The organism is Erythrobacter sp. RANMB8, assembly GCF_056848235.1.
The window spans coordinates 19765-44000 of sequence record NZ_JBREHG010000004.1 but is presented as its reverse complement, the minus strand read 5'-3'; the positions used below and the strand labels follow the sequence as shown (position 1 = coordinate 44000).

The 24236-nt window shown below is 64.7% G+C and carries 22 protein-coding genes; 10 read left to right on the top strand and 12 right to left on the bottom strand.

The features are described from left to right. Positions 1–233: 233 nt before the first annotated feature. The 11 genes from ACU0AG_RS07760 to ACU0AG_RS07710 all read right to left on the bottom strand — a co-directional run bounded on the left by ACU0AG_RS07760 (position 234) and on the right by ACU0AG_RS07710 (position 9814). Positions 234–1400, bottom strand: coding sequence for an alpha-hydroxy-acid oxidizing protein (locus ACU0AG_RS07760; protein ID WP_482781695.1), 1167 nt, complete (start codon positions 1398–1400; stop codon positions 234–236). Positions 1401–1532: 132 nt separating this feature from the next. After that, the gene (locus ACU0AG_RS07755) at positions 1533–1871 is read right to left on the bottom strand and encodes a thiol-disulfide oxidoreductase DCC family protein (protein ID WP_482781861.1); all 339 of its coding nucleotides are present in this window, start codon (positions 1869–1871) and stop codon (positions 1533–1535) included. Continuing rightward, entirely contained in the window at positions 1871–2005 is a 135-nt protein-coding gene (locus tag ACU0AG_RS07750) for a DUF2474 domain-containing protein (protein ID WP_482781694.1), read from the bottom strand. Before ACU0AG_RS07750 ends, ACU0AG_RS07755 begins: the two co-directional genes overlap by 1 nt. Continuing rightward, the gene (cydB, locus tag ACU0AG_RS07745) at positions 2005–3000 is read right to left on the bottom strand and encodes a cytochrome d ubiquinol oxidase subunit II (protein ID WP_482781693.1); all 996 of its coding nucleotides are present in this window, start codon (positions 2998–3000) and stop codon (positions 2005–2007) included. The genes ACU0AG_RS07750 and cydB overlap by 1 nt, the downstream gene beginning before the upstream one ends. After that, a complete protein-coding gene (locus ACU0AG_RS07740) occupies positions 3000–4451 on the bottom strand; it encodes a cytochrome ubiquinol oxidase subunit I (RefSeq protein WP_482781692.1) in 1452 nt (483 codons plus the stop codon). The genes cydB and ACU0AG_RS07740 overlap by 1 nt, the downstream gene beginning before the upstream one ends. A 137-nt stretch (positions 4452–4588) precedes the next feature. Beyond that, positions 4589–6346, bottom strand: coding sequence for a SulP family inorganic anion transporter (locus tag ACU0AG_RS07735; protein ID WP_482781691.1), 1758 nt, complete (start codon positions 6344–6346; stop codon positions 4589–4591). A 3-nt stretch (positions 6347–6349) separates the two neighbouring features. Further along, a complete protein-coding gene (locus ACU0AG_RS07730; protein ID WP_482781690.1) occupies positions 6350–7576 on the bottom strand; it encodes an NAD(P)/FAD-dependent oxidoreductase in 1227 nt (408 codons plus the stop codon). 24 nt (positions 7577–7600) lie between these two features. Next, positions 7601–8020, bottom strand: coding sequence for a protein tyrosine phosphatase family protein (locus ACU0AG_RS07725; RefSeq protein ID WP_482781689.1), 420 nt, complete (start codon positions 8018–8020; stop codon positions 7601–7603). After that, a complete protein-coding gene (locus ACU0AG_RS07720) occupies positions 8020–8439 on the bottom strand; it encodes a DUF6691 family protein (RefSeq protein WP_482781688.1) in 420 nt (139 codons plus the stop codon). Before ACU0AG_RS07720 ends, ACU0AG_RS07725 begins: the two co-directional genes overlap by 1 nt. Beyond that, the gene (locus tag ACU0AG_RS07715) at positions 8436–8885 is read right to left on the bottom strand and encodes a YeeE/YedE family protein (protein WP_482781687.1); all 450 of its coding nucleotides are present in this window, start codon (positions 8883–8885) and stop codon (positions 8436–8438) included. Before ACU0AG_RS07715 ends, ACU0AG_RS07720 begins: the two co-directional genes overlap by 4 nt. Continuing rightward, a complete protein-coding gene (locus ACU0AG_RS07710) occupies positions 8882–9814 on the bottom strand; it encodes an MBL fold metallo-hydrolase (protein ID WP_482781686.1) in 933 nt (310 codons plus the stop codon). The genes ACU0AG_RS07715 and ACU0AG_RS07710 overlap by 4 nt, the downstream gene beginning before the upstream one ends. Positions 9815–9888: 74 nt before the next feature. Here ACU0AG_RS07710 and ACU0AG_RS07705 point away from each other — a divergent pair, with 74 nt between their 5' ends. Beyond that, entirely contained in the window at positions 9889–10539 is a 651-nt protein-coding gene (locus ACU0AG_RS07705) for a peroxiredoxin (protein ID WP_482781685.1), read from the top strand. After that, the gene (locus ACU0AG_RS07700) at positions 10539–10928 is read left to right on the top strand and encodes an ArsR/SmtB family transcription factor (RefSeq protein ID WP_482781684.1); all 390 of its coding nucleotides are present in this window, start codon (positions 10539–10541) and stop codon (positions 10926–10928) included. The genes ACU0AG_RS07705 and ACU0AG_RS07700 overlap by 1 nt, the downstream gene beginning before the upstream one ends. Before the next feature lie 79 nt (positions 10929–11007). Here ACU0AG_RS07700 and ACU0AG_RS07695 read toward each other — a convergent pair whose 3' ends face one another. Next, positions 11008–13542 (bottom strand): TonB-dependent receptor, encoded by a 2535-nt coding sequence (locus ACU0AG_RS07695; protein ID WP_482781683.1) that lies wholly within the window; start codon positions 13540–13542, stop codon positions 11008–11010. Between the two features lie 377 nt (positions 13543–13919). On the opposite strand from ACU0AG_RS07695, the gene ACU0AG_RS07690 reads away from it, so the two are divergent. The 8 genes from ACU0AG_RS07690 to ACU0AG_RS07655 all read left to right on the top strand — a co-directional run bounded on the left by ACU0AG_RS07690 (position 13920) and on the right by ACU0AG_RS07655 (position 24233). Beyond that, entirely contained in the window at positions 13920–14591 is a 672-nt protein-coding gene (locus ACU0AG_RS07690) for a GntR family transcriptional regulator (protein WP_482781682.1), read from the top strand. Between the two features lie 118 nt (positions 14592–14709). Continuing rightward, complete coding sequence (locus ACU0AG_RS07685; protein ID WP_482781681.1) at positions 14710–15618, top strand: hydroxymethylglutaryl-CoA lyase; 909 nt, start codon at positions 14710–14712, stop codon at positions 15616–15618. A gap of 15 nt (positions 15619–15633) precedes the next feature. Then, positions 15634–17691: a hydantoinase/oxoprolinase family protein gene (locus tag ACU0AG_RS07680; RefSeq protein WP_482781680.1), complete on the top strand. Its 2058-nt coding sequence runs from the start codon at positions 15634–15636 to the stop codon at positions 17689–17691. A 4-nt stretch (positions 17692–17695) separates the two neighbouring features. Continuing rightward, the gene (locus ACU0AG_RS07675) at positions 17696–19585 is read left to right on the top strand and encodes a hydantoinase B/oxoprolinase family protein (protein ID WP_482781679.1); all 1890 of its coding nucleotides are present in this window, start codon (positions 17696–17698) and stop codon (positions 19583–19585) included. After that, positions 19582–20763, top strand: a complete 1182-nt coding sequence (locus tag ACU0AG_RS07670; RefSeq protein WP_482781678.1) for a CaiB/BaiF CoA transferase family protein — start codon at positions 19582–19584, stop codon at positions 20761–20763. Before ACU0AG_RS07675 ends, ACU0AG_RS07670 begins: the two co-directional genes overlap by 4 nt. Continuing rightward, positions 20763–21401: an isochorismatase family protein gene (locus tag ACU0AG_RS07665; RefSeq protein WP_482781677.1), complete on the top strand. Its 639-nt coding sequence runs from the start codon at positions 20763–20765 to the stop codon at positions 21399–21401. The genes ACU0AG_RS07670 and ACU0AG_RS07665 overlap by 1 nt, the downstream gene beginning before the upstream one ends. A gap of 166 nt (positions 21402–21567) precedes the next feature. Next, positions 21568–23055 (top strand): DUF1800 domain-containing protein, encoded by a 1488-nt coding sequence (locus ACU0AG_RS07660; RefSeq protein ID WP_482781676.1) that lies wholly within the window; start codon positions 21568–21570, stop codon positions 23053–23055. Positions 23056–23060: 5 nt separating this feature from the next. Continuing rightward, a complete protein-coding gene (locus ACU0AG_RS07655; protein WP_482781675.1) occupies positions 23061–24233 on the top strand; it encodes a DUF1501 domain-containing protein in 1173 nt (390 codons plus the stop codon). Positions 24234–24236: the final 3 nt, after the last annotated feature.

Sequence of the window (24236 nt, the reverse complement as noted above, 5' to 3'; positions counted from 1 at the left end):
GCCAAGCAGCGAGCGTCGCTGCTCCATCGGCTGTATCCGGCCGTAACGCGCCCGGCGCGAATGTTCGTCCTGAATGCAGACAGTGCGGCGCATGGGATCTGGCCCGCTGGACCAGATAGTTGGTCTTGCCATCGATCGCGTTCCCGATTCGCTGTGTTCTGCAATCGATTTTAACAGCAATCCTGTGGAAAACACAGATCGAATATGGTTAACGGTCTTGCGCCGCCCTCACCTCACCGATCGGTGCGCCGCGCGCCGGCAGCGCGGACATCGGCGAGAGTCGGATAGCCGTTAACCGCCATCAGCAGATCGGCTTCGGCAAGGATCGATCGCAGCACCCACGCTGCCCCCTCCGCCCCGCCGAGCGCGAGGCCATAGGTGTAAGGCCGCCCCACGCCGACCGCTCTTGCGCCCAGCGCCAGCGCCTTGACAGCATCGGTGCCGGAACGGATTCCGCTGTCAAACAGCACCGGCACATCGCCCGCCGCCTTCACCACATCTTCCAGCAGGTCGATGGTCGCGATCCCTCCATTGGCCTGCCGTCCGCCGTGGTTCGAGCAATAGATCGCGTCCGCCCCGGTATCGACGGCGCGGCGGGCATCATCGGGGTGGCAGATGCCCTTGAGCACAATCGGCAACTTCGTCACCGACTTGAACCACGCCATGTCGTCCCAGGTCAGCACCTGCCCGAAGGTCGCTGCCCAGGTGAAGATCGCGGCGGCCGGATCTTCCTCGGGGGGCTTGGCCAGCAGTGATCGGAACACCGGATCGGTGAAGTAGTTCTGCAGCACCTTGCCGCGCAGCTGCGGGAAGTTCGAGGCGTTCAGGTCCCGCGGACGCCAGCCCGTCACCCAGGTGTCGAGCGTGACCACCAGCGCCTTGTATCCGGCGTTTTCTGCGCGGCGGATCAGGCTGGTCGCCAGTTCCTTGTTCTTCGGCGTGTAAAGCTGGAACCACGCGGGCGTCTCACCGCAGGCCGTCTTCACATCCTCCAGCGGATCGTTGGCGAGGGTCGAGGCGCAGAACGGCACGCCAGTCAGCGCCGAAGCACGGGCGGCGGCCATATCGCCGTGGCGGTCCTGCGAGGCCTCTCCGTTGAGGCCGATGGGGGCCATAAACAGCGGGGTCGGGTAGCGGTGGCCGAACAGTTCGATCGACAGGTCGCGGGTGCTGCAATCGACCATCATGCGCGGCACCATGCCCCAGTGGTGGAAGGCCGCCGCGTTCTGATCCTGCGTATGCTCGTCTCCGCAGCCGCCAGCGACATAATTGGTGAGGCTCGGCCCCAGCGCTTCGTGCGCGCGCTTTTCGAGGGTAGCGAAATCGACCGGGAAGGTGGGCAGGATGCCGCGCAATCCGGCATTGTAGATTTCGTTCTGCATCGCGCCGAAATTGCTCATGGCGGCTGTTCTCTCCCGTTGTATCTGGCGGTCAGATCAGCCGAAGCGGGCCGTCAGGGCAAGGGGTTTTCCGGAGCATCGCGCGGAAAAGTGGGCACCGGTTTTCCGCTCAGGCGATGCGACATCAAAAGGCTAGAAGAAGCGTTGCAACCGGGGGCGCAGGCGCAGGAACCGGACATAGGCCGCCTCCAGCACCCGCAGCACAAGCGCGTTCCTCGCCAGCAGCCCCAGCGGGCGCAGCAGCGGAATGGCGCGCCACATAGCGGCAAAGGCCGCCGCGCCCGAATGCACGACGCCGTTTTCCTCGGCATGGAAACGGGCGAGCAGCGTGACACGGTCAATCGGGCAGGAGGGATCGCTCCCGGCGGCGACATCGACAAAGGTGATGCGCCCGCGCCGGTCGAGCCGCCGCATCAGCGCGATCTCGCGCAGGCACAGCGGGCAGGCGCCATCATACCAGACCTTCACCATCAGGGTGCGATCCACAGGCGGATGACGTAAGCCACCGCGCCCAGCACCGCAACGCTCGCCGCCCAGATCCCCGCCATCCACGCGAGGCGCTGCCAGAGCGGCTTTTCGGGCTCTATCTCCGGCGGCATCAGCATCAGTGATACCCCTCGTCCGCCACCTTGCCGCGGAACACCCAGTAAGCCCAGGCGGTGTAGCCGATGATCAGCGGCATCGTCAGCGCAACGCCGACCAGCATGAAGATCTGGCTGCGTTCCGGCGCGGCGGCATCCCAGATGGTGAGGCCGGGCGGGACGACATAGGGCCAGATTGTCACCCCCAGCCCGCTCATGCCGAGGAAGAACAGTGCCAGCGACAGCCAGAACGGCTTGGAATTGCGCGCTTTCAGAATGCTGTGCAGCAACGAGAGCGAGACCGCCGCCGTCACGATCGGCACCGGCGCCACCCAGTAGATTTCGGGTGCTGACAGCCAGCGGGTGGCATATTCGGGCGTCAGACCGATGTTATAAAGGCTGACTGCGCCCATCAGCGCAATCGTCGCCCCGCCCGCCCGGATCGCCAGCTTGCGGGCATGATCCTGCTCCGCGCCATCAAGTTTCCAGATCAGCCAGGTGCTCCCCAGCAGGGCATAACCGGCGACAGTGCCTAGGCCGGTCAGCAGGGTATAGGGCGTGAGCCAATCCCACCAGCTGCCGGCATAGGCGCGGTCCACCACCTCGATCCCCTGCAACAGCGCGCCCAGCGTCATCCCCTGTGCCAGCGCCGCGGCAAAGCTTCCGCCGGTAAAGGCCATGTCCCAGAACTTCTGGTGCGCCGGATCGCGCCAGCGGTATTCGAAGGCGACCCCGCGAAACACAAGGCCCAGCAGCATCGCAATGATCAGCGGATAGGTTGCGGGCAGGATCACCGCATAGGCCAGCGGGAAGGCGGCAAACAGCCCGCCCCCGCCCAGCACCAGCCAGGTCTCGTTCCCGTCCCACACCGGCGCGATGGAATTCATCGCCCGGTCCCGCTCGCGTCCCGGCGCAAAGGTCGGGAACAGGATGCCGATGCCAAGGTCGAACCCGTCCATCACCACATAGGCAAAGACCGCAAAGGCGATGATGAAGGCCCAGATGACGGTGAGATCCATCACACCGGCTCCTTTTCGGGCTTGGCGGAAGGCAGGGTTTCCTCGCCCCCCGGATTCTGCGTCGGTCCCGGAGTGATCCCGGCGGTGCGGATCGGGCCGACATCGCCGCGCTTGACGCCGTACTCGCCCGCGTGCGGCGGCTTGCCCATCAGCTTCAGGATGTACCACACGCCGATGCCGAACACGGTGAAATAGACCAGAATGAAGGCCAGCAACGAGGCCGCCACCGCCGGAGCATCGAGCGGGCTCGCGGCATCTGCAGTGCGCAGCAGGCCATAGATCACATAGGGCTGGCGGCCGACTTCGGTGGTGATCCACCCGGCAAGCACGGCGGCGAAACCGCTCGGCCCCATCAGCACGGCGGCGCGGTGCAGCCACGGCATATCGTAAAGCCGCCCGCGCACCCTGCCCCACAGGCTCCACAGCCCGATCCCCAGCATCGCAAAGCCGATGCCGACCATGATGCGGAACGACCAGAACACCATGCCGACCGGCGGTTCCTCGTCATCGGGAATGGTGTCCAGCCCTGCCAGCGGCGCGTCGAGATCATGCTTGAGGATCAGCGAGGACGCCTTGGGGATTTCGATGGCATAACGCACCGTCTTCGCCTCGCTGTCGGGGATGCCGAACAGGATCAGCGGTGCGCCTTCGGGGTGGCTCTGGAAATGGCCCTCCATTGCCATGACCTTGGCGGGCTGGTGTTCGAGCGTGTTGAGGCCATGCATGTCGCCCGCGAAAATCTGCAAGGGCGTGACAATCGCCGCCATCCACATCGCCATCGAGAACATCGTGCGCGCATGCGGATTGGCGCGGTCCTTGAGCAGGTGCCAGGCGCCGACGGCTCCGACGACAAAGGCAGTCGTCAGATAGGCGGCCATTACCGTGTGGACGAGCCGGTAGGGGAAGCTGGGGTTGAACACGATGTCCCACCAGCTCGGGCCGGGAAGGAACTGGCCATTTGCGCCGATCTCGTAACCGGTCGGCGTCTGCATCCAGCTGTTGACGCTGAGGATCCAGAAGGCCGAAACGAAGGTGCCCAGCGCCACCATCAGCGTCGCGGCAAAGTGCAGCTTCTTGCCGACCTTGTTCATCCCGAACAGCATGACACCAAGAAAACCCGCTTCGAGGAAGAAGGCCGTCAGCACCTCATAGGCCATCAGCGGCCCGATCACCGGCCCTGCCTTGTCCGAAAACACCGACCAGTTGGTGCCGAACTGGTAGGACATAACAATTCCGGAGACGACACCCATCGCAAAAGCGATCGCGAAAATCTTGAGCCAGTATTTGAACAGGTCGAGATAGACCGCCTTGCCGGTCTTCAGCCACAGGCCTTCCAGCACCGCGAGATAGCTCGCCAGCCCGATGGAAAACGCCGGGAAGAAGAAATGGAAGCTCACCGTGAAGGCGAACTGGATCCGTGCGAGCAGCAGGGCGTCGAGGTTTTCAAGCATGGTCGGCAGCTAATCCCATGGCTGCGGTGATCAATTGCAATCCCCGCACAATCTATACGGTTTGAAGGCCAAAGGGTTGCACCGCCGGGCTGATTGGGGGGGAGGCCCGGCGGTGCACAGGGAGACGGGCGCGGGGATCAGATCATCCCGCGCGCCTCGTCGGCAACGGGCGAAGGGGGAACCTCGCCGGTATCGAGTGCCAGCTGCGCAAAGGCCTGATCCTGTGACAGGAACACGCGGCCCGACAGGTCGTCGAGGAAATGGCTCCGCTTGAGACCGTCCATCACCGGACCTTTGACTTCCGAGAGGTGCAGCCGGATGCCGCCGTCGGACAGGCGGTGGTTGATCGCCTCCAGGCTCTCCAGCCCGGACGCATCGACCGCATTGACCGCGCTGCACATCAGCACGAGGTGGCGCAAGGCGGGCCGCTCGGCGACCTGCTCAAGCACATACTCCTCCAGCCAGCGCGCGTTGAGATAGGTCAGGCTTTCATCGACGCGGATGGTCAGCAGGTGCGGCAGGGTGAGGACCTGATGCCGTTCGACATTGCGGAAATGCTCGGTGCCAGGCACCCGGCCGACGATGGCGGCATGGGGCCGGCTGGCGCGCCAGAGGTAGAGCAGCAGCCCAACGCCCACGCCGGCGATCACACCCATCTCCACGCCAGCCACCAGCGTGACGGCGATAGTGGCAGCATGAGCGGCAAAGTCCGCCTTGGAATAGGCCCACAGCAGGCGCGGAGTCTTGAAATCGACGAGACTGAGCACGGCGACGATTATGGTCGCGGCGAGGGTTGCATTGGGCAGATTGTAGAGCAGCGGGGTGAGGAACAAACTCGCCAGGGCAATTCCGACCGCCGTAAAGGCGCCTGCCGCCGGGGTTTGCGCGCCGGCATCGAAGTTGACGACCGAACGCGCGAAGCCGCCGGTGACCGGATAGCCGCCTGACAGCGCCGAGGCGATGTTCGATGCGCCGAGGCCGATCAACTCCTGATCCGGCGCAATCCGCTGGCGACGCTTGGCGGCAAGGGTCTGCGCGACCGAAACACTCTCGACAAACCCGATCACCGAAATCAGCAGCGCGGGCACCCACAGTGCCTCGATCAACGCGAGGTCGGCGGAAGGCAGCATGAAGGGGGGCAGGCCTTGCGGAATGGACCCGACGATCGAGACTCCGCGGGCCTCGAGCCCGAAGCCGATCACCGCGAGGATCGACAACGCCACCGCGACCACCGGTCCGGCCTTCGCGGTCATGTCTGCTGCGCGCGGGGCCATGCCGAGCCTTTGCAGCGCGGGCTTCAACCCCTTGCGTACCCAGAACAGGAAGATCGTTGCCGGGATGCCGATGGCCAAAGTCGCCGGGTTGATCGCGGTGATCGACCCTGCGAGGCCGGAAAGCATCTCCGGCCAGGTCTCCCCGCCCGCCTTCACGCCCAGAATGTGCTTCAGCTGGCTTGTCGCAATCAGCACGCCGCTGGCCGAGATGAAGCCGCTGATCACGGGATGCGACAGCAGATTGGCGAGGAATCCGAGGCGGAGCAGCCCCAGCACCACCAGCATCACGCCCGAAAGCGCCGCAAGCGTGATCGCCGCTTCCCAGTATTCCGCCGTTCCCGGCGCCGCGACCGCGCCGGCAGCACTCGCTGTCATCAGCGAAACCACCGCCACCGGGCCAACCGCCAGCGTCCGGCTGGTGCCGAACACGGCATAGGCGAACAGCGGCAGGATCGAGGCATAGAGGCCCACCACCGGCGGCAAGCCCGCCAGCATTGCATAGGCAAGGCTCTGCGGGATCAGCATGATGGTGACGATCACCGCCGCCATCAGATCGCTGGTCAGCGCGGGGCGATCATAGTTGCGCCCCCATTCGAGGATCGGGAAATAGCGTTGCAGCATGGTCTATTGCGCGATCAGCCCGCCCGGTCCGGCGAGCCATTCGCGGCCCTTGAGCATCCCGTTCCAGTAGATCCACGGGAGCAAATCCGCCTTGAGCATCCATGACAGGCGCGCCGGTTTTGTCCCGTCCACCAGCCATGTCGGAAAACTCGGCGCGAGCTTGCCGCCATAGGCGAACTCGGCCAGCACGATCTTGCCGCGCTCGACTGTCAGGGGACACGATCCGTAGCCGTCATAGCCCGCGGTCGGCCCCTTGCCGTCCAGCTGGCGCAAGGCATTGACCGCCACCACCGGCGCCTGCTTGCGTGCAGCGGCGGCAGTCTTGGCATTGGGCATCGACCCGGCATCGCCAAGACCGAACACATTCGGATATCGCACATGCTGGAGCGTGTGCTGGTCCACATCGGTAAAGCCGCTCGCGGCCGCCAACGGGCTATCCGCCAGAAACTGCGGCGCGACCTGCGGAGGAACGACATGGAGCATGTCGAAGGCGACGGTCTCCTCGCCCTCGGCGGTCGCAAACGTCGCCGTTCGGGCAGGCCCGTCAACCGCGATCAGGTTGCTGCCGAGTTCGAGCTGGATGCCGTATTTTTCGACATACTCCATCAGTGCCGGAACATAGTCCGCTACGCCGAACAGCACCGCGCCCGCGTTGCGGAACTCGACAGCGATGTCGCCCAGCACACCCGCACGCAGCCAGTAATCGCAAGCGAGATACATCGATTTCTGCGGTGCGCCGGCACATTTGATCGGCATCGGCGGCTGCGAGAAGATCGCCCTTCCCGACTTCGTGCGCTGCACCAGCTCCCAGGTATAAGGCGCAAGATCGGCGCGGTAGTTGGATGTGACGCCGTTCCGGCCAAGCGTCGTTTCGAGACCCGCAATCTTCTCCCAAGCCAGCCGGATGCCGGGCGCAACCACCAGCACTTCATAAATCAGCGTGCTGCCATCGGCGAGCGTCACCTGATTATTGTCAGGCTGAAAACTGGCCGCTGCCTGGCGAACCCAGGTGACACCCTTGGGCATCACGCTCCCCATCGGGCGCATGGTGGTGGCCACGTCGAACACTCCGCCGCCAACCATCGTCCAGCCCGGTTGGTAAGAGTGCGTGTCAGCCGGCTCGACAATCGCGATGTCGAGGCCGGGGCGACGTTTCAGCATCGAGGCGGCTGTGGCGATCCCCGCAGCGCCGCCCCCGATGATGACGACCCTGTGTGTTGCTGTGCTCATGTCCGATCCCTCCCCGGCGCCGCGTCAGCAGCCGTCATCCATCCGCCCGGCCAATGCCGAGAGATCGTATCCGGCCGCCTTGGCATTCGCGATCCGGTCTGCGGCGCTGAGGCCGCGGATGTTGGCGAGCGCATCCAGCGTCACCGCACGGGTTCCGGTGCGGCAATAGCCCAGCACCTTGCCCTGCGTTCCGCGCCGGACCGCAGCAAAGGCAGCGATGGCAGCGGCAGGAAACTGGCCCCCAGCCACAGGGATATGGTGAAAGGCGAGCCCTGCCCCCTGCGCTGCCTCGCGCATCGCATCAAGCGGTGGCTGACCAGGCTCCTCGCCATCGGGCCGGGTGCAGATCACTGCGGCAAAACCCTGATCGGCAAGCGCCGCCAGTTCTTCCGGCTGCATCTGGGCGGCGACAGCAAAGCCTGCATCGACGGGGTGGATGTCCATTACGAATTTCCTTCCATGAAGCGCACGACGAGCATCCCGCCAAGCATCGCCACAATGAAGATCGCGGCGGACGCAGGGTCGATCGCCAAAGCTGCGAAGCCGGGACCGGGACATAGCCCGGCAATGCCCCAGCCGATCCCGAACATCGCCGATCCCCCGACAAGACGCGGTGTAATGTCGCTACGGTCCGGCAGGGAGAAGCCCTCGGCAAAGAAGGGGCGCAGCATCCTGCGCTGCATCACCCATGCCGCTGCCATCACCAGCACCGCACCGCCCATGACGAAGGCCAGGGTCGGATCCCAGTTGCCGAACAGATCGAGAAATCCGCGCACCCGCGCCGGATCGGTCATCCCTCCGATGCTGAGCCCGGCACCGAAAATCGTGCCGGATGCAAGCGGGATCAGAAGTTTGCGGCTCATGGCAGCACCTCGAAGCCCAAAGCATTCATGATCACGACGGTGGCAAATCCGGTCACCATGAAGGTGGCAGTGGCGACCAGCGAACGTTGTGACAGGCGGCTCATCCCGCATACGCCATGCCCGCTGGTGCAACCGCTGCCGAGGCGTGTTCCGACCCCGACGATCACCCCTGCGAGGGCGAGTGTGACCGGACCGGCAAACGTCGGCGCGGCTGCGTCAGTCGTGCTTGTGACAAGCCATGCCCCCAGCGGCAGCCCGAGGATAAAGGCCCACGCACCGCTGCGCGGCATCGAACTGTCGGCAATGCCGAAAGCGCGGGCGGCGATCCCGGACACACCGGCAATGCGCCCCGCCCCCAGCAGCATCAGCGCCGCCGCAAGCCCGATCAGCACCCCGCCGATCAGCCCGGAAAGCAGAGCGGCTTCGGGAAATCCCGGCAGCATCATACCGCATTCACCGGAATCTTGAGGTAAGTCACGCCATTGTCGTCCGGCGGCGGCAGATGACCTGCCCTCATATTGACCTGCACCGAAGGCAGGATCAGGCGCGGCATATCGAGCGTGGCATCACGTGCCTCGCGCATGGCGACGAACTCGTCCTCGGTAACGCCGTCATGGGCATGGATGTTGCCCTCACGCTCCGCCGCGACAGTGGTCTCCCACACATATTCGGTGCGGCCCTTGGGCAGGTAGTCATGGCACATGAACAGCCGCGTTTCGGGCGGCAGCGAGAGGATGCGGCGCAGCGAACGGAACAGCGTGCGCGCATCGCCGCCGGGGAAGTCGGCGCGGGCCGTGCCGTAATCGGGCATGAACATGGTATCACCCACGAACACCGCTTCACCCACGACATAGGCGATGCAGGCCGGGGTATGGCCGGGGACATGCATCACCGTGACCGGCAGATTGCCGATGGTGAAGGTGTCGCCATCCTTGAACAGCGCATCGAATTGCGAACCATCCCGCTCGAACTCGGTGCCGGCGTTGAACAGTTTGCCAAAAACCTTCTGGACCGTGACGATATCCGCCCCGATCGCGATCTTCCCGCCGAGCTTCTCCTGAAGATAGGGCGCGGCCGAGAAGTGATCGGCGTGCGCATGGGTTTCCAGCAGCCAGATCACTTTCAGATTATGCGAATTGACATAATCAATCACCTGATCCGCGGAGGCCGTTCTGGTGCGACCCGAATTGGGATCGAAGTCCAGCACCGAATCGACAATCGCCGCTTCCAGCGTCGCGGGATCATGCACGACGTAGGTGACCGTGAAGGTGGCGGGGTCGAAAAAGCTCGCAATTTCGGGGCGCAAGGCCGCATCAGTCGCTGCCTGAAGCACCTGCCCGGTGGCCACCTGTAGCACCTTGTCCGTCTGAGTCATGGCGTATCTCCAACTCGCTTTCATAAATTGTGTATATGTATTGCAATCTTCCTGTCAAGTGATATGAGGGCCGCATGAGCCAGCCTACCCAAAGCCTTCCCCCGTGCGCGGGCCTGCGCATCGGCGATTTTGCGCCCGATTTCGAAGCCCGCAGCACGATTGGCCCGATCCGCCTTTCGGCATTCCGCGGGCGCTGGTTGGTGCTGTTCTCCCACCCCGCCGATTTCACCCCGGTCTGCACCACCGAATTCGTCGCTCTGGCCCGCGAGGCAGCGGCGTTCGAGGCCCGCGATTGCGCGCTGATGGCGCTGTCGGTCGACAGTCTGTTCTCGCACTTCGCGTGGTTGCGCATGATCCGCGACCGGTTCGCTGTTGAAGTGCGCTTTCCCATTGTCGAGGATCCGACGCTCGTGATCGGTCGCGCCTTCGGCATGGTTTCCGCGCAGGACAACGACAGCGCGACCGTGCGAACCACCTTTTTCATCGACCCCAAGGGCGTGATCCGCGCAATGACCTGCTATCCGGCCAATCTCGGCCGGTCCGTGCCGGAGATGCTGCGCATCCTCGACGGTCTTCAGGCCATCGACGCCAATGGTGCACTGGCTCCGGCCAACTGGCAGCAGGGCGAAGCGCTGCTTAAACCGCCGACCCATGATCTCGATGAAGTCTTCGCCGCCGGAGACGCCACCGGCTGGTTCCTGCGCGATACCGAAGGAAAATCGTGATGGCAGAGGATGACTTGATCGAGGCGCTCAAGGCGCTGGCCCATCCGCTGCGCTGGAAGATCCTCGGCACGCTCGCGACCGGCGAACGCAATGTCGGGGACATCGAGACAGCGACCGGGATCGCCCAACCCGGGCTGTCACAGCAGCTTGGCGTCTTGCGCAAGGCAGGCCTCGTGGACACCCGCAAGCACGCGAAGCTGGTGTTCTATTCGCTCTCCCAAGACGCGATCACGCAGGTGAACACCGCCATTCACGCACTGGCACCGATGCATCAAGCCTCGAAGGACGTTGCCCCAACGGTCCGCCCCCCCCGCATCGGGAGTCGCGAACTTCGCCCGGATGTCGTGAACAGCAAGCCAGCGTTTTCCACGAGCCTCTTGCTCCCGTGACATCCGAAAAAAAGCGTGCGGGAAAGGCATTCCCCGCACGCTTCAATGTTCTTGCGACGCCCGAAGGGCTGTTTGTGTTCTAGAACTTGTAGCCGAATTCGACGCCGAAGCGCTGGCGTGCGCCGGGCGAGATAAACGATCCGCCGAACTCGACAGCAGTGATCACTTCGTTGAGATACTTCTCGTTGAAGAGGTTTTCGGCATAGGCCGTGATCGACCACTGTTCGCCCTCGAACCCGATGCGCAGGTCCACCACACCAAAGGCATCGCGCTGTGCCACCGAATAATCGGCATCACCCACGAAGGCCGGCAGTTGCAGCGCCGAAATCGGCAGCAACCCGCTGAACAGCGTCGGATTGGTATCGTCCTGCAACGTGTGGAACCAGGTCGGACCGGTGATGCGGTAATCGGCGCGAGTGACGAAATCGACCGAATTGCTCACCGGCAGATCAAGCTGGGTGCCGAAGTTCAGGGTGTAATCGGCGGTATAAGGCGACTTGTTGCCGACCGTCACCGGGCGCGAGGCGTTTTCGATGATCTCGCTTTCGGTGACGTTGGCCGAACCGAACAGCGTCCAGCCCTTGACCGGCTCGACCGTGAGGTTCAGCTCGGCGCCATAAACCTCGACCTCGTCGATGTTCGACACCACGCGCAGCAGACCGAACCCGCCGACAAAGAATTCGAAGAACTGCATGTCTTCGATGTTGGTGTAATAGCCCGCCAGATCGAAGGTCACCGCCCCATCAAGCAGCGTGCCTTTGACCCCGGCTTCGAATGCGCTGGACACTTCCTTGCGGTATTGGTCGTCGATATCGACATTGGTACCGATGAACTGGTTGAAGGACTGATCGACGATCGCCGCCGAACCCTGATTGTTGAAGCCGCCCGATTTGAAGCCGACACCCCAGTTGCCATAAAGATTGATGTCGTCGGTCAGCTCGTACCGCAGCGAGATCTTGGGCTGGAACTGCTTGAAGGTGGCTGATTGCGGCGCGATCGGCTGCACCACACCGTTGAGCACCTGCTGGCCGGGGTTGATCGGGCCGCCGGTGATCGGATCGAACACCGCCGGAACGAGGCTTGCGACCTGCCGGTCCTCGATATCGTAGCGACCCGCCACGCTCAGGTTCAGGCGATCCGAAAGATCGGCATCGACCGATGCGAACAGCGCGTAGACATCGGTCTTGAACGCATCGTGATAGAGTTGGGTGGTCGGATTGCTGGTGCCGGGGGCGTTGTAGAGTTCGCGGCTCACACCTTGTCCCAGATCAGCGCCGAGGCTGACCCCAACCTCGCGGTCGATGTGGAGATAATAGGCGCCGACCTGCCAGTTCACATCGCCATCGCCGTTGGACGCCAGCCGGATTTCGCCGCTGATGTCTTCCTGATTGCGGATTTGCAGCTGCGTGCCGTCGCAGGTGGTCGGGCTGTAGGCGCCGAAGGTCGATCCATTCGCGGGATCGAAGATGAACGGCACCGGAGTCGCGCCGATGAAGGTCGGCGGGTTCTGCGGAAAGCCGGTCAGGGCGGCCGTCGTCCCGAAGCACGAATTCGACGCCGCGACCGATGCGGGGGTCGCGCCGGGGAAAGTGAAGCGCGCAAAGTCCGCCGAGGTGCCGTCCGCCGTCAGCGATTGCTGGACATCGCTGTAGAGCACCCACGCGGTCAGCGTCGCGCCTTCGAAATCATGTTCGACCTTGGCCGAAGTCTCGAAGGTCTGCTGGTCGTTGGTGGGGCGAATGTTGGAATAGTAGCCAAACGGGTGGGTGTTCACATCCTCGAAGAAGGTCGGGTCCACAGCGGCGAAGTTCGGCAAATGGAAGCTGGCGTTGAAGTTGATCGAAGCGCCGCGCAGGTCGGCATAGCGCGCTTTCACATCAAGCTCGGTATCGGGACCAAGCTCCATCACCAACCGCCCGTCGATGCCGAACACTTCCTGATCGTCAACGGTCTTCGAGTTGCCGAGGAAACGGTTGCGGAAGAACCCGTCGCTGGTCGAGTAATTGGCCGAGACCACAAGCCCTGCGGTGTCGCCGATCGGGGTCGCGATGTAGGCATTGCCGAGATAGGTGTTGTCCTCGGCCACGCGCACCATCGCCCCGCCTTCGAGCCGATCGCCCGGCTTGAGCGTCTGCAGAACGATCGCACCTGCCGCGGCGTTGCGCCCGTAAAGCGCGCCTTGCGGCCCTTTCAGGATTTCGACCTGCCGCAAGGTGCCCTGGTTCTGGTTCAACTGCGCGGTGTTGGTTTTGAGAATGCCATCGACCACCAGCGCGACCGAGCTTTCCGCATCGCGCGCGCCGTTGATACCACGGATGTTGATCTGGGTATCGCCCGCCTCGGCGGTGCCGGTCACGATGGTAACACCCGGGGTAAGCTGGATGAAATCGTCGGCGCGCTGCACGCCTGTCTTGGCGAGGGTTTCCGCTCCGAACACGGTGACCGCAGCGGGAACATCGGCAAGGCTTTCGGACTGGCGGCGGGCAGTGACGATGATTGCGTTGTCATCTTCCGCGACTTGATCGTTTGCGGACACCTCCTGCGCAACGGCAGGTGTCGCGAGCGCGATCGCGCCGAGGGCCGCACCGGAAGCAAGAACGAGACGGACATTCATGGGACGGCTCTCCTGAAAATGGCAATTGGGAAAAAAGGATCGCGCGAGGCCTGGACCCCGTTCATTGAGCAGAGAAAAAGGTGGCTGCTGGACCTGTCGCGTGTCGAGCATGGCCGATTCCGGAAGCGGTCCCGGTTACATCATCGGCAATCGGCACAAACGGTTTGATGCAGTTCACGGCCCACACCCCTGTTGCGTGATGGGCAGTCGTTATTGTATACAAAACACCCCCGTCAAGTGCTTTGCGCAATTGTGACAACCATGCCTTGCCAAGTGTGGTGTTGTCGCCGCAGGGATTGCACGGGCAAGTCACTGCAAGACACACAGAAAGGCATGATCATCCCCCGCACCCTGCCCTGCCAGCAAGTTTTTGCCGCATGAGCCGCGCGTCCGAACAGGCCTATGCGAAGATCCGCGAACATTTGCTGAGCGGCGCGGTAAAGGCAGGCGAACAGCTGACCGAAGACCAGCTGGCGCAGATCACCGGCGTCAGCCGCACCCCTGTACGCGAAGCGGTGCGGCGGCTGGAGGACGAACTGCTGCTGGTGCGCAACGACACCAAGCGGCTGTTCGTTGCCGACTGGAGCCGTGACGATATCGAGGAGATGTTCGCGCTGCGCCAGATGCTCGAATGTCACGCGGCAGAACGCGCCGCCCGACGCCTTAACCGAGAGCAGATGGCCGCTCTGGAAGCGCTAAATCGCGATCTGAAAGCCGCAATCGAACAGCCAGCACCCGATGTGGCCCGGTTCCTTGATGCCAACCGCGCCTTCCACGAAGTTATCATAGATGCAGCCGCTTCGCCGCGGCTGGGACAGATGCTGGCCAAGCTGGTGGAGGCGCCGGTGGTGCTGCGCACAGCGCGTACCTATTCGCCCGAAGACCTGCGGCAATCGGCGCGCGACCACGACGAATTGATTGCCGCATTCCGCACCCGCGATGCCGATTGGGCCCGCGCCGTCATGGGCAGCCACCTGCGCCGCGCGTTTCACACTTTCGTCCGTGCGGTCGGCCCGGCGGCCAACGAAAACAGCGCAGGCGAACCGTAACAACGCTGCAACCACCGACCGGTTCCGGCACAGATTGCAACAGCACGCATGATTGCAATTGTATACAAAGTGGCTAATTGATCCGGACAGGCCGAACAGCAGGGGCAGGCGATTCACCATGTCAGGCGGAGATATCGAACTGGTCGAAGTCGGCCCGCGTGACGGGCTCCAGAACGAGCCGGACATCATTGCCACCGGCACCAAGCTCGACCTGATCAACCGGATGATCGGCTACGGGGCGCGGCGGCTGGAGGTGGCGAGCTTCGTCCACCCCGCCCGCGTTCCGCAGATGGCCGATGCCGAGGCCGTGATTGCAGGCCTGCCGGACCGTGCCGATTGCACCTATGTCGGCCTCGTGCTCAACAAACGCGGGGTGCTGCGCGCTCTCGCGACGCGGGAAGGCGGCGCGCGCGGGGTGGATCAGGTCGGCTGCGTGGTGGTGGCCAGTGACACCTTTGGCCAGAAAAACCAGGGCCAGACCATTCAGGAAGGCATCGCCGAAACCCGCGAGATGCTGCGCTTCGCCCGCGCCGAAGGTATCCGCGCACAGGTCACGATCAGCGCAGCCTTCGGCTGCCCCTTCGAAGGTGAGGTGAAGCATTCGACCGTCCTTGCCATCGCCGAGGAGCTCGCCGCCGAAGCGCCTGAGGAAATCGCGCTGGCCGACACCATTGGCGTCGGGACGCCGTGGGAAGCGGGCCAACTGTTCGGCAAGCTAGGCGAACTGCTCGGCGACAAAATCCCGATGCGCGCCCACTTCCACAACACCCGCGGCACCGGAATCGCCAATGCGTGGGAGGCCTACAAGGCGGGCGTGCGCATCTTCGACGCCTCGCTTGGTGGCCTCGGCGGCTGCCCCTTTGCGCCGCGCGCGACGGGCAACATCGCGACCGAGGACCTGATCTATATGATGGCGCGTTCCGGAGTGGAAAGCGGCATCGATCTCGATGCGGCCATCGCCGCGAACAAGTGGTTTGCGGGTGTGCTGGGGCGGGAACTCCCCTCGGCGGTCGCCCGTGCTGCATAAGCAAGAGGAAACGGCATGACATACAGGTTGGGTGTGGACGTGGGCGGGACTTTCACCGACCTGCTGCTGTTCGACGAGGCGAGCGGCGCCTTCTGGCGCCACAAGACCCCTTCGACCCCGCATGATTCCTCCGAAGGCATCCTGACGGGGGTCAAGGCGATCACAGCAGCGGCGGGGATCACTGCGGCCGACATCAGCTATTTCCTCCACGGGACCACAGTGGCGACCAACGCCGTGCTGGAAGGCAAGGGCGCGAAGGTCGGCCTCGTCACCACGCAGGGCTACCGCGACATCATGCAGATCGCGCGTTCCTTTGTTCCCGGCGGCCTCGCGGCATGGATTGTGTGGCCCAAACCGCAACCGCTCGCGCGGCTGGAGCACACGGTCGAAGTGCCCGGCCGCATGGATGCCCAAGGCCGCGAGGTTGCCCCGCTGGATGAAGATGCCGTGCGCGCCGCCCTGCGCAAGCTGAAGGGTGACGGGATCGAGGCGCTGACGGTCAGCCTGATGAACGCCTACCTCAACGGCGCGCATGAAGCGCGGATCGGGGAAATTGCGGCAGAGGAACTGCCGGGGATTCCGGTGTCGCTCTCCCACGAAGTCCTGCCCGAAATGCAGGAATACGAACGCACCCTCTCGACCGTCGCCAACGCGGCGGTGCGTCCGGTGGTGAGCAAGTATGTTTCCAACCTGCGCACCAAGCTGGAGGCCGAGGGGCTGAAGGGCCGCCTCTCGCTGTTGCGCTCCGACGGCGGGCTGATGAGCAGCCAGAAGGCCGAGGAGCATCCCGTCAACATCCTCATGTCCGGCCCCGCCGGCGGTGTTACCGGCGCGCTGTGGGTGGCGAAGAATGCGGGCTTTGAAAACATCCTGACGCTCGATGTCGGCGGCACCTCGACCGATGTGGCGCTGATCCAGGGCTTGGAGCCGCGCCGCCAGCGCACCACCGAAGTCGGGCACCTGTCGGTGCGCGCTTCGGCATTGGATGTGAAGACGGTCGGCGCAGGCGGCGGCTCGATCGCCCACGTGCCGCAGCTGACCGGCGCGCTGCGCGTCGGGCCGGAGAGCGCGGGTGCGGTGCCCGGCCCGGTCGCTTACAACAAGGGCGGCACGCTCCCCACGGTGACCGACGCCAATGTGGTGCTCGGCTACCTGCCCGAAGACCTCCTCGGCGGCAGCTTCAAGCTTGACCGCGAGGGTGCCAAGGCGGCGGTGCAGACCATCGCCGATGCCTTGGGCGTCACGCTGATGGAAGCCGCGCGCGGGATCATCGATATCGTCAATGAAAACATGTTCGGCGCGCTGCGCATGATCTCGGTCCAGCAGGGCTACGACCCGCGCGAATTTGCGCTGATGGGCTTTGGCGGGGCTGGCCCGCTGCATGTGAATGCCGTGGCGCGGCTGATGGGCAGCTGGCCCGCGATCTCGCCGGTTTCCCCCGGCGTGCTCTGCGCGCTCGGCGATGCCACCACCCGGATGCGCACCGAAACCGCGCGCAGCTTCTCGCGGCTCGCCAAGGACACCACCATTGCCGATCTGGTCGCAGTGCTGGACGAGATGGCAACCCAGACCCGCGGCGAGCTTGCGGCAGACGGCATCCCCGAGGATCAGATCACCTCGTTGTTCGAAATCGACGTGCGCTATGCCGGGCAGGCGTTTGAGGTGCCGCTGACAATCACGAAGGACATTCTCCAGAAGGACGGGATCGAAGGCATCCTCGCCCGTTTCGATGAAGAGCACCTCAGGCTCTTCACCTTCAACATGGACACCCCGCACGAAATCGTGAACCTGCGCGCCGTGGCGCAGGGGCAGGCCCCGGCCCTCCCCGCTGCCGAACTGCCCAAGGGCGACGGTGATCCTTCGGGCGCCAAGATCCGCGATCACGTAATGTGGATCGGCGGGGAAGAGCGCCCAGCCGTGATCTACGACCGCGCCAAGCTGCGTCAGGGCGACGTGATCGAAGGCCCGGCGATCATCACCGAGATGGATTCGACCACGCTGGTCGAACACGATTGCCGCGCCGCCGTGGACGCTGTCGGCAACATTCTCATCACCTTGAAGACGGAGGGCTAAGACCATGCCGGCTCGCATCATCGAACCCAACACCACCCCCTTTGCCAAGGTCGCGATCGACCCGGTGACCCTCGACATCATCGAGAACGCGCTGCGCAATGCGCGCATCGAGATGGACGCGACCCTCGTTCGCACCGCCATGTCGCCGGGCATCCGCGAACAGGGCGACGCCTTCCCGCTGATCTCCGACCCCGCAGGCAAGATGATCGTCGGCCAGTTCGGCAGCTTCATCGACGGCTTCCTGCAAAGCTACGAGGGCACGATCGAAGACGGGGACATGATCTTCCTGTCCGATCCCTATTCCTGCGGCGGGGCGATCAGCCACTCGAACGACTGGCTGGTGCTGCTCCCGGTGTTCAAGGACGGCCGCCTGCTCGCCTATACCGCAATGTTCGGCCACCAGAGCGACATCGGCGGTTCCGTGCCCGGCTCCATGCCAATCGGCGCGTCCTCGATCTTCGAAGAAGGCGTACGCATCCCGCCCGTGAAGATCTGGAAGAAGGGCGAATACAACGAAGACCTGATGAAGCTGGTGATGCACCAGACCCGCAAGCCGGACTGGTGCCAGGCCGACCTCAACGCTCTGATCGCCAGCTGCCGCGTCGCCGCGCGCCGCGTGGTCGAAATGGCCGACCGCTTCGGCGATGATGTCTATGTCTCCGCCACGCAGGAACTTCTGGCGCGCAACCACCGCGCGATGAAAGCGCTGCTGGCGATGGCGGTGGCGGAAGAACCCGTCAGCTTCGAGGACTACATCTGCGACGACGGCAAGGGCTACGGCCCCTACAAGATCCGCTGCACCATGTGGCGCTACGGGGACAAGGTGATCCTCGATTTCGAGGGCACCGACCCGCAGTCGGCGGCCTCGATCAACTTTTTCCTCAATGAAAACATGTTCAAGATGTTCTTCGGCATCTACATGATCATGGTCTTCGATCCGCAGATCCTGTTTAATGACGGGTTCTATGATCTGATCGAGGTGCGCATTCCGTCAGGCTCGCTGCTGAAGCCGCATTTCCCCGCTGCGCTCTCGGGCCGCACCCATGCGCTGGGCCGCATCTTCGACATCCTCGGCGGGCTGCTCGGCCAGAAGACCCCGGAGTTCCTCAACGCCGCCGGGTTCTCCTCCTCGCCCCATCTGTTCTACTCGGGCTGGGACAGCCGCGAGGACGGCACCCGCGACTGGTTCCAGCTGTTCCAGATCGGTTTCGGCGGCATTCCGGGGCGTCCGCTGGGTGATGGGCCGGACGGGCATTCGCTGTGGCCGGGCTTCACCAATGTCCCCAACGAGTTCCTCGAGCGCTACTTCCCGCTGCGGATCGAGCGCTACTCGACCGCCCCCGACAGCGGCGGCGCGGGGCTGCATCGCGGCGGCAATGGCATCCACATGACCTACCGCTTCCTCGCCGATGGCGAGATCGCGATCCATGACGACCGCTGGTTCGTACCGCCGTGGGGGGTCAATGGCGGGCACCCCGGTGCACGCGCCAGAAAGGTGCTCGAACGCGCCGATGGCACCACCGAAATCGTCGGCAACAAGGTTGAAAGCGTCGCGGTGAAGGCGGGCGATCTGCTGCACTTCATCACCTGGGGCGGCGGCGGCTGGGGCGACCCGTTGGCGCGCGATCCGGAACTGGTCGGCCTCGAAATCCGGCAGGGCCTTGTCACCCCGGATGGCGCACGCGCTTATGGTGTTGTGGCCGATGCCGAGGGCGTCGTGGACACCGCTGCCACCGAAGCCCTACGCGCCGAAATGGCGGCCAACCGGGGCGAGTTGCCGCTATTCGACTACGGCCCGGGCATCGATGCCCTGCGCGCCAATTGCGAGGCTGAGACCGGCCTTCCCGCTCCCGTCCAGCCGGTCTGGACCGCCTTGCGGGAGGCCGCGGAATGAGCGCTCTTGCAGGGATCAAGGTCGTCGAAATGGGCCAGTTGCTGGCAGGCCCCTTCTGCGGCCAGCTGCTCGGCGACATGGGTGCGGACGTCGTCAAGATCGAGCCGCCGGGCGCGGGCGATCCGATGCGCAACTGGGGTCAGGGCGACGAGAAGGTGCAGTGGGAAGTCATCGCGCGCAACAAGCGCTCGGTCACCTGCAACCTGCGTGTGCCCGAAGGTCAGGCGCTGGCCAAACGGCTGATTGCCGAGGCCGATGTGCTGATCGAGAACTTCAAGCCCGGCACGCTCGAACGCTGGGGCATGAGCCCGGCGGAACTCCACAAGGACAACCCCGGCCTGATCATCGCCCGCATGTCGGGCTATGGGCAGGACGGGCCGTACAGCGACCGCGCCGGCTTCGGCGGGATCGGCGAGGCGATGGGCGGCTGGCGCTACATCGTCGGCGAGCCTGACCGTCCACCCTCCCGCATGGGCATCTCGATCGGCGACACCCTTTGCGCCACCTATGGCTGCATGGGGGTGCTCGCCGCGCTGCACCACCGCGAGAAGACGGGTGAAGGCCAGGTGGTCGATTCCGCGCTCTACGAAGCGGTGTTGCAGGTGATGGAGGGCCTTGTGCCCGAATATGACCGCAACGGCGTGATCCGCGAACGCTCGGGCTCGGTGCTCAAGGGCATCGCGCCGTCGAACGTCTACACCTGCAAGGACGGCAGCTACATGATCGGCGGCAACGGCGATGCGATCTTCGCCCGCCTATGTCAGGCAATGGGCCAGCCCGAACTCGCGCAGGACGAGCGCTATTCCACCCACATCGCGCGCGGCATCCATCAGGACGAGCTGGATGCGCTGGTCAACGCCTGGACCGGGACGCTGACGGTCGACGAGGTCGATGCGCTGATGACCGAATACTCGATTCCCGCTGGCCGGGTTTATCGTGCACCGGAAATGCTCGCCGACCCGCATTTCCGCGCACGCGAGGCAATCATCGAGGTCGAGACGCAGAACAGGGGCAAGATCAAGATGCAGAATGCCTTCCCCAAGCTCTCGAAAACCCCCAGCACCATTCGCCGCCCTGCACCCGCATCGCCCGGTCAGGACAATGCCGAGGTGTTCGCCGAGCGGCTGGGCCTCGACGCGGCCGAGCTCGATCGGCTCGCAGCTGCGGGCATTATCTGATGACCGGCCCTTCGGCCTCGGACAATTATGCAGGGGTTTATGAAGGGCGGCTCCAGCCCGGCAGCCGCCCCGCCCTGCTGATTGTCGATGTCGTGATGGCCTATCTGACCGAAGGGTCGGCGCTCTTTATGGAAACCGCCGCTGATGCGCGTGACTGCAATGCCCGGCTCGCGGCGGCGGCACGTGCGGCCTGCGTGCCGGTGGTGTTCACCAATGTCCAGTACAAGCCCGACGGTTCGGACGGCGGGGTGTTCTACCGCAAGGCTCCGGTGCTGAAGGCCTTTATCGCAGGATCGCCGCTCGGTGCTTTTCCCGATGATCTTCGGCCCGAACCGAACGAGCAGGTGTTCACCAAGCAATACCCCAGCGCCTTCTTCGGCACCGGCCTTGCCGACGCGCTCCGCGCCGAGGGGATCGATACGCTGCTGATCACGGGCTATTCGACCTCCGGCTGCGTGCGCGCCTCAGCGCTTGATGCGATGCAATACGGCTTTGTCCCGCTGGTGGTGCGTGAGGCCTGCGCCGACCGGCACCCTGCCCCGCACGAGGCCAACCTGTTCGACCTTCAGGCCAAATATGCCGAAGTCATCTCCGAGGCCGAGGCGCTCGCGGTGATCGCGGACGCGGCGAATAAATAGCGATTCTCCGGCTTTTTCGAATTTCGTTCAGCCCCGCGAAGGGGATCGCTGCGCTATGCGTTGAATGTGGTGCAGCCAGACCAGCGCGGCGCTATCATGGCGATCCCGGCGGCTGCTCCAGATGCGAGGACCCCATGCAAGCGAAACACGCGGACAAGGCATAGCAATGACCCCGGCCAGTATCGCCCTCAGCCGTTTCGGATACGGCCTTGCCGCCCGACAGAGCCCGCCCGATGATCCGCGTCGCTGGCTGCTGCGCCAGATCGAAGCCTATGATCCCGCGCCGCAGCCGATTGCCAACCGTGCCAGCACGCGCGGCAATACTGCCGAAATGCTGGAACTGCTGCGGGGCTTGCGCGAACAGACCCGTGCCATGACGGTGGCAGAAATGCCCGGCGGCATGGCTGATGCGATGGCTCCGGGGATGCCCCCTGAAATGTCCCGCAGCGATGCGCGCGAGGCGGCGCTCGCCGGACTGCCACCCGAATATCGCGCCAAGCTGGCCGAAGCGCGCGGCGTGCTCGCCGCCGATATCGCCGCTCGCGTCAACGTGGCGGTTGCCAGCCCTGCCCCGCTGATGGAGCGGCTGGTGCATTTCTGGTCGAACCATTTCAGCGTCTCGGTCGGCAAGCCGGGAACGCAATTCGAGGTCGGCGATCACGAGTTCACCGCCATCCGCCCGCATGTGCTTGGCCGGTTTGCCGATCTGCTGAAGGCCGCGGTGCTGCATCCGGCGATGCTGATCTATCTCGACCAGTTCCAGTCGCTCGGCCCGAACGCACCGTTCCAGCAACGCCGTGCCCGGTTCGGCGGTGGTGGCGGGCAGCAACGCCCGCGGGGCCTCAATGAAAACCTCGCCCGCGAAATCCTCGAACTGCACACGCTGGGCGTGGGCGGCGGATACAGTCAGGCCGATGTGACCGAACTTGCCCGCGCCCTCACCGGATGGACGGTGCCGGGGCTGGGCCGCGTGGGCCGCTTCGCCGAAGAACAGCCGGGCGGAGCCGCCTTCGTTGCGGTCGCACACGAGCCGGGCGCGCGGCAGGTGATGGGCCGCAGCTATCCCGAAGGCGGCGCCGCACAGGCTATGGCGATCCTTGATGATCTGGCAGTGCATCCCGCCACGGCGCGGTTTATTGCGACCAAGCTGGCACGCCATTTTGCCGGTGACGCGCCGCCTGCTGCTCTGGTCAAGAGGCTGGAAACGGATTTCCTGCGCACCGACGGCGACCTTGCCAGCCTTACCCGAACTCTGATCGAAGCGCCCGAGGCGTGGACGCCCGCGCCGGTCAAGTTCCGTACCCCGTTCGAATGGTTCGTGGGCGTGTTGCGGCTGACCGGCACCAGCGGTTTCGACCGCCCCCGGATCGTCGGCGCGCTCAACCAGTTGGGGCAGGTGCCCTGGCGGGCGCCGTCACCTGCGGGTTATGATGACGTCGCGGGGAGCTGGGCCGGGCCTGATGCGCTGCTCAAGCGGGTGGAACTGGCCGAACGGATTGCCCGCGATGTGCCGGTCGAGGATGTGCTCGCCCGCGCCGAAAGCGCCTTTCCGGGTGCGTTGGGTGATGCCACCCGCACGCAGCTGGCGCGCGCCGAAAGCGGGCGCCAGGCGCTGGCGCTGCTGTTGGTTTCCCCTGAAATGATGCGGAGGTAAATGCGATGATGACCATGCTCGATCGCCGCTCGCTGCTGGCCGGATCGCTGGTGCTGGGGGCAGGCGGCCTTGGCCTGCCGCGCATCGCGCTGGCGCAAGGGGCAGGCAAGCGCAACCTGCTGTTCGTGCTGCTGCGCGGCGCAGCAGATGGTCTGGCAATGCTGGCACCGGTGGGCGACCCCGGCTTTGCCAGCCTGCGCGGGGCCATGGTGGATGACTATGCCAGTGCTCCGCGGATCGACAGTTTCTTTGCCGTGCACCCCGCGCTCGCCGAAATCGGCAAGGCGGCGGGCGCGGGCGAGGCGCTGTTCGTCCATGCAACCGCAACCGCATACCGCGAAAGATCGCATTTCGACGGGCAGAACCTTCTGGAGACCGGCGGCACCGCGCCCTACGCCGCCAAGGATGGCTGGCTCAACCGGCTGGCGGGGCTGGTGGACGAAGCTGCGCCGGGAGCACCGCCGCGCACGCTCGCCATTGCGCAGTCGGTGCCGCTGGCGCTGCGCGGCATTGCGCCGGTATCCAATTACGCGCCATCGGCCCTGCCTGACGCGAGCGAGGATCTGATCGCCCGCGTCAGTCAGCTTTACGGCAGCGATGCCGAACTGGGTAGCCTGTGGGCGCGCGCGCTGGAAACACGCGCCATGGCAGGCGATGAGGGGCTTACCAACCTGCGGGATGCGCGGGCGACAGGCGAGCTGACCGCTTCACTGATGCGCGGGGTGGACGGTGCGCGGATTGCCATGATCGAGGTCGGCGGATGGGATACCCACGCCAACCAGCGCGGGGCTTTCAACCGTCAGGCGGCGCAGCTTGATGCCCTGATCGCGGCCTATCGCACCGCTATGGGCGATGCCTGGGGCAATACGATGGTTGTGCTGGCGACCGAATTCGGCCGGACTGCAAGGATCAACGGCACCGGCGGCACCGATCACGGCACTGCCAGCGCCGCGCTGGTCATGGGCGGCGGCGTGGCCGGCGGGCGGGTGATCGCTGACTGGCCGGGCCTTGCACAAGGCAACCTGTTCGAGGGCCGCGATCTGGCGCCGACAATCGCGCTTGAAAGCGTGCTGGCAGGCGCGGTGGCAGAACAGCTGGGCCTCGATCCGCAGCGGGCCATGGCGCGGCTGTTCCCCGGCCGCACGGCACCGCCCCTGACCGGCTTCCTGCGCGGCTAGACC

Excerpts from the sequence above, each read along its gene's own strand:
- ACU0AG_RS07760 (WP_482781695.1), bottom strand. The coding sequence starts at position 1,400 with ATGAGCAATTTCGGCGCGATGCAGAACGAAATCTACAATGCCGGATTG.
- ACU0AG_RS07755 (WP_482781861.1), bottom strand. The coding sequence starts at position 1,871 with ATGGTGAAGGTCTGGTATGATGGCGCCTGCCCGCTGTGCCTGCGCGAG.
- ACU0AG_RS07750 (WP_482781694.1), bottom strand. The coding sequence starts at position 2,005 with ATGCTGATGCCGCCGGAGATAGAGCCCGAAAAGCCGCTCTGGCAGCGC.
- cydB (WP_482781693.1), bottom strand. The coding sequence starts at position 3,000 with ATGGATCTCACCGTCATCTGGGCCTTCATCATCGCCTTTGCGGTCTTT.
- ACU0AG_RS07740 (WP_482781692.1), bottom strand. The coding sequence starts at position 4,451 with ATGCTTGAAAACCTCGACGCCCTGCTGCTCGCACGGATCCAGTTCGCC.
- ACU0AG_RS07735 (WP_482781691.1), bottom strand. The coding sequence starts at position 6,346 with ATGCTGCAACGCTATTTCCCGATCCTCGAATGGGGGCGCAACTATGAT.
- ACU0AG_RS07730 (WP_482781690.1), bottom strand. The coding sequence starts at position 7,576 with ATGAGCACAGCAACACACAGGGTCGTCATCATCGGGGGCGGCGCTGCG.
- ACU0AG_RS07725 (WP_482781689.1), bottom strand. The coding sequence starts at position 8,020 with ATGGACATCCACCCCGTCGATGCAGGCTTTGCTGTCGCCGCCCAGATG.
- ACU0AG_RS07720 (WP_482781688.1), bottom strand. The coding sequence starts at position 8,439 with ATGAGCCGCAAACTTCTGATCCCGCTTGCATCCGGCACGATTTTCGGT.
- ACU0AG_RS07715 (WP_482781687.1), bottom strand. The coding sequence starts at position 8,885 with ATGATGCTGCCGGGATTTCCCGAAGCCGCTCTGCTTTCCGGGCTGATC.
- ACU0AG_RS07710 (WP_482781686.1), bottom strand. The coding sequence starts at position 9,814 with ATGACTCAGACGGACAAGGTGCTACAGGTGGCCACCGGGCAGGTGCTT.
- ACU0AG_RS07705 (WP_482781685.1), top strand. The coding sequence starts at position 9,889 with ATGAGCCAGCCTACCCAAAGCCTTCCCCCGTGCGCGGGCCTGCGCATC.
- ACU0AG_RS07700 (WP_482781684.1), top strand. The coding sequence starts at position 10,539 with ATGGCAGAGGATGACTTGATCGAGGCGCTCAAGGCGCTGGCCCATCCG.
- ACU0AG_RS07695 (WP_482781683.1), bottom strand. The coding sequence starts at position 13,542 with ATGAATGTCCGTCTCGTTCTTGCTTCCGGTGCGGCCCTCGGCGCGATC.
- ACU0AG_RS07690 (WP_482781682.1), top strand. The coding sequence starts at position 13,920 with ATGAGCCGCGCGTCCGAACAGGCCTATGCGAAGATCCGCGAACATTTG.
- ACU0AG_RS07685 (WP_482781681.1), top strand. The coding sequence starts at position 14,710 with ATGTCAGGCGGAGATATCGAACTGGTCGAAGTCGGCCCGCGTGACGGG.
- ACU0AG_RS07680 (WP_482781680.1), top strand. The coding sequence starts at position 15,634 with ATGACATACAGGTTGGGTGTGGACGTGGGCGGGACTTTCACCGACCTG.
- ACU0AG_RS07675 (WP_482781679.1), top strand. The coding sequence starts at position 17,696 with ATGCCGGCTCGCATCATCGAACCCAACACCACCCCCTTTGCCAAGGTC.
- ACU0AG_RS07670 (WP_482781678.1), top strand. The coding sequence starts at position 19,582 with ATGAGCGCTCTTGCAGGGATCAAGGTCGTCGAAATGGGCCAGTTGCTG.
- ACU0AG_RS07665 (WP_482781677.1), top strand. The coding sequence starts at position 20,763 with ATGACCGGCCCTTCGGCCTCGGACAATTATGCAGGGGTTTATGAAGGG.
- ACU0AG_RS07660 (WP_482781676.1), top strand. The coding sequence starts at position 21,568 with ATGACCCCGGCCAGTATCGCCCTCAGCCGTTTCGGATACGGCCTTGCC.
- ACU0AG_RS07655 (WP_482781675.1), top strand. The coding sequence starts at position 23,061 with ATGATGACCATGCTCGATCGCCGCTCGCTGCTGGCCGGATCGCTGGTG.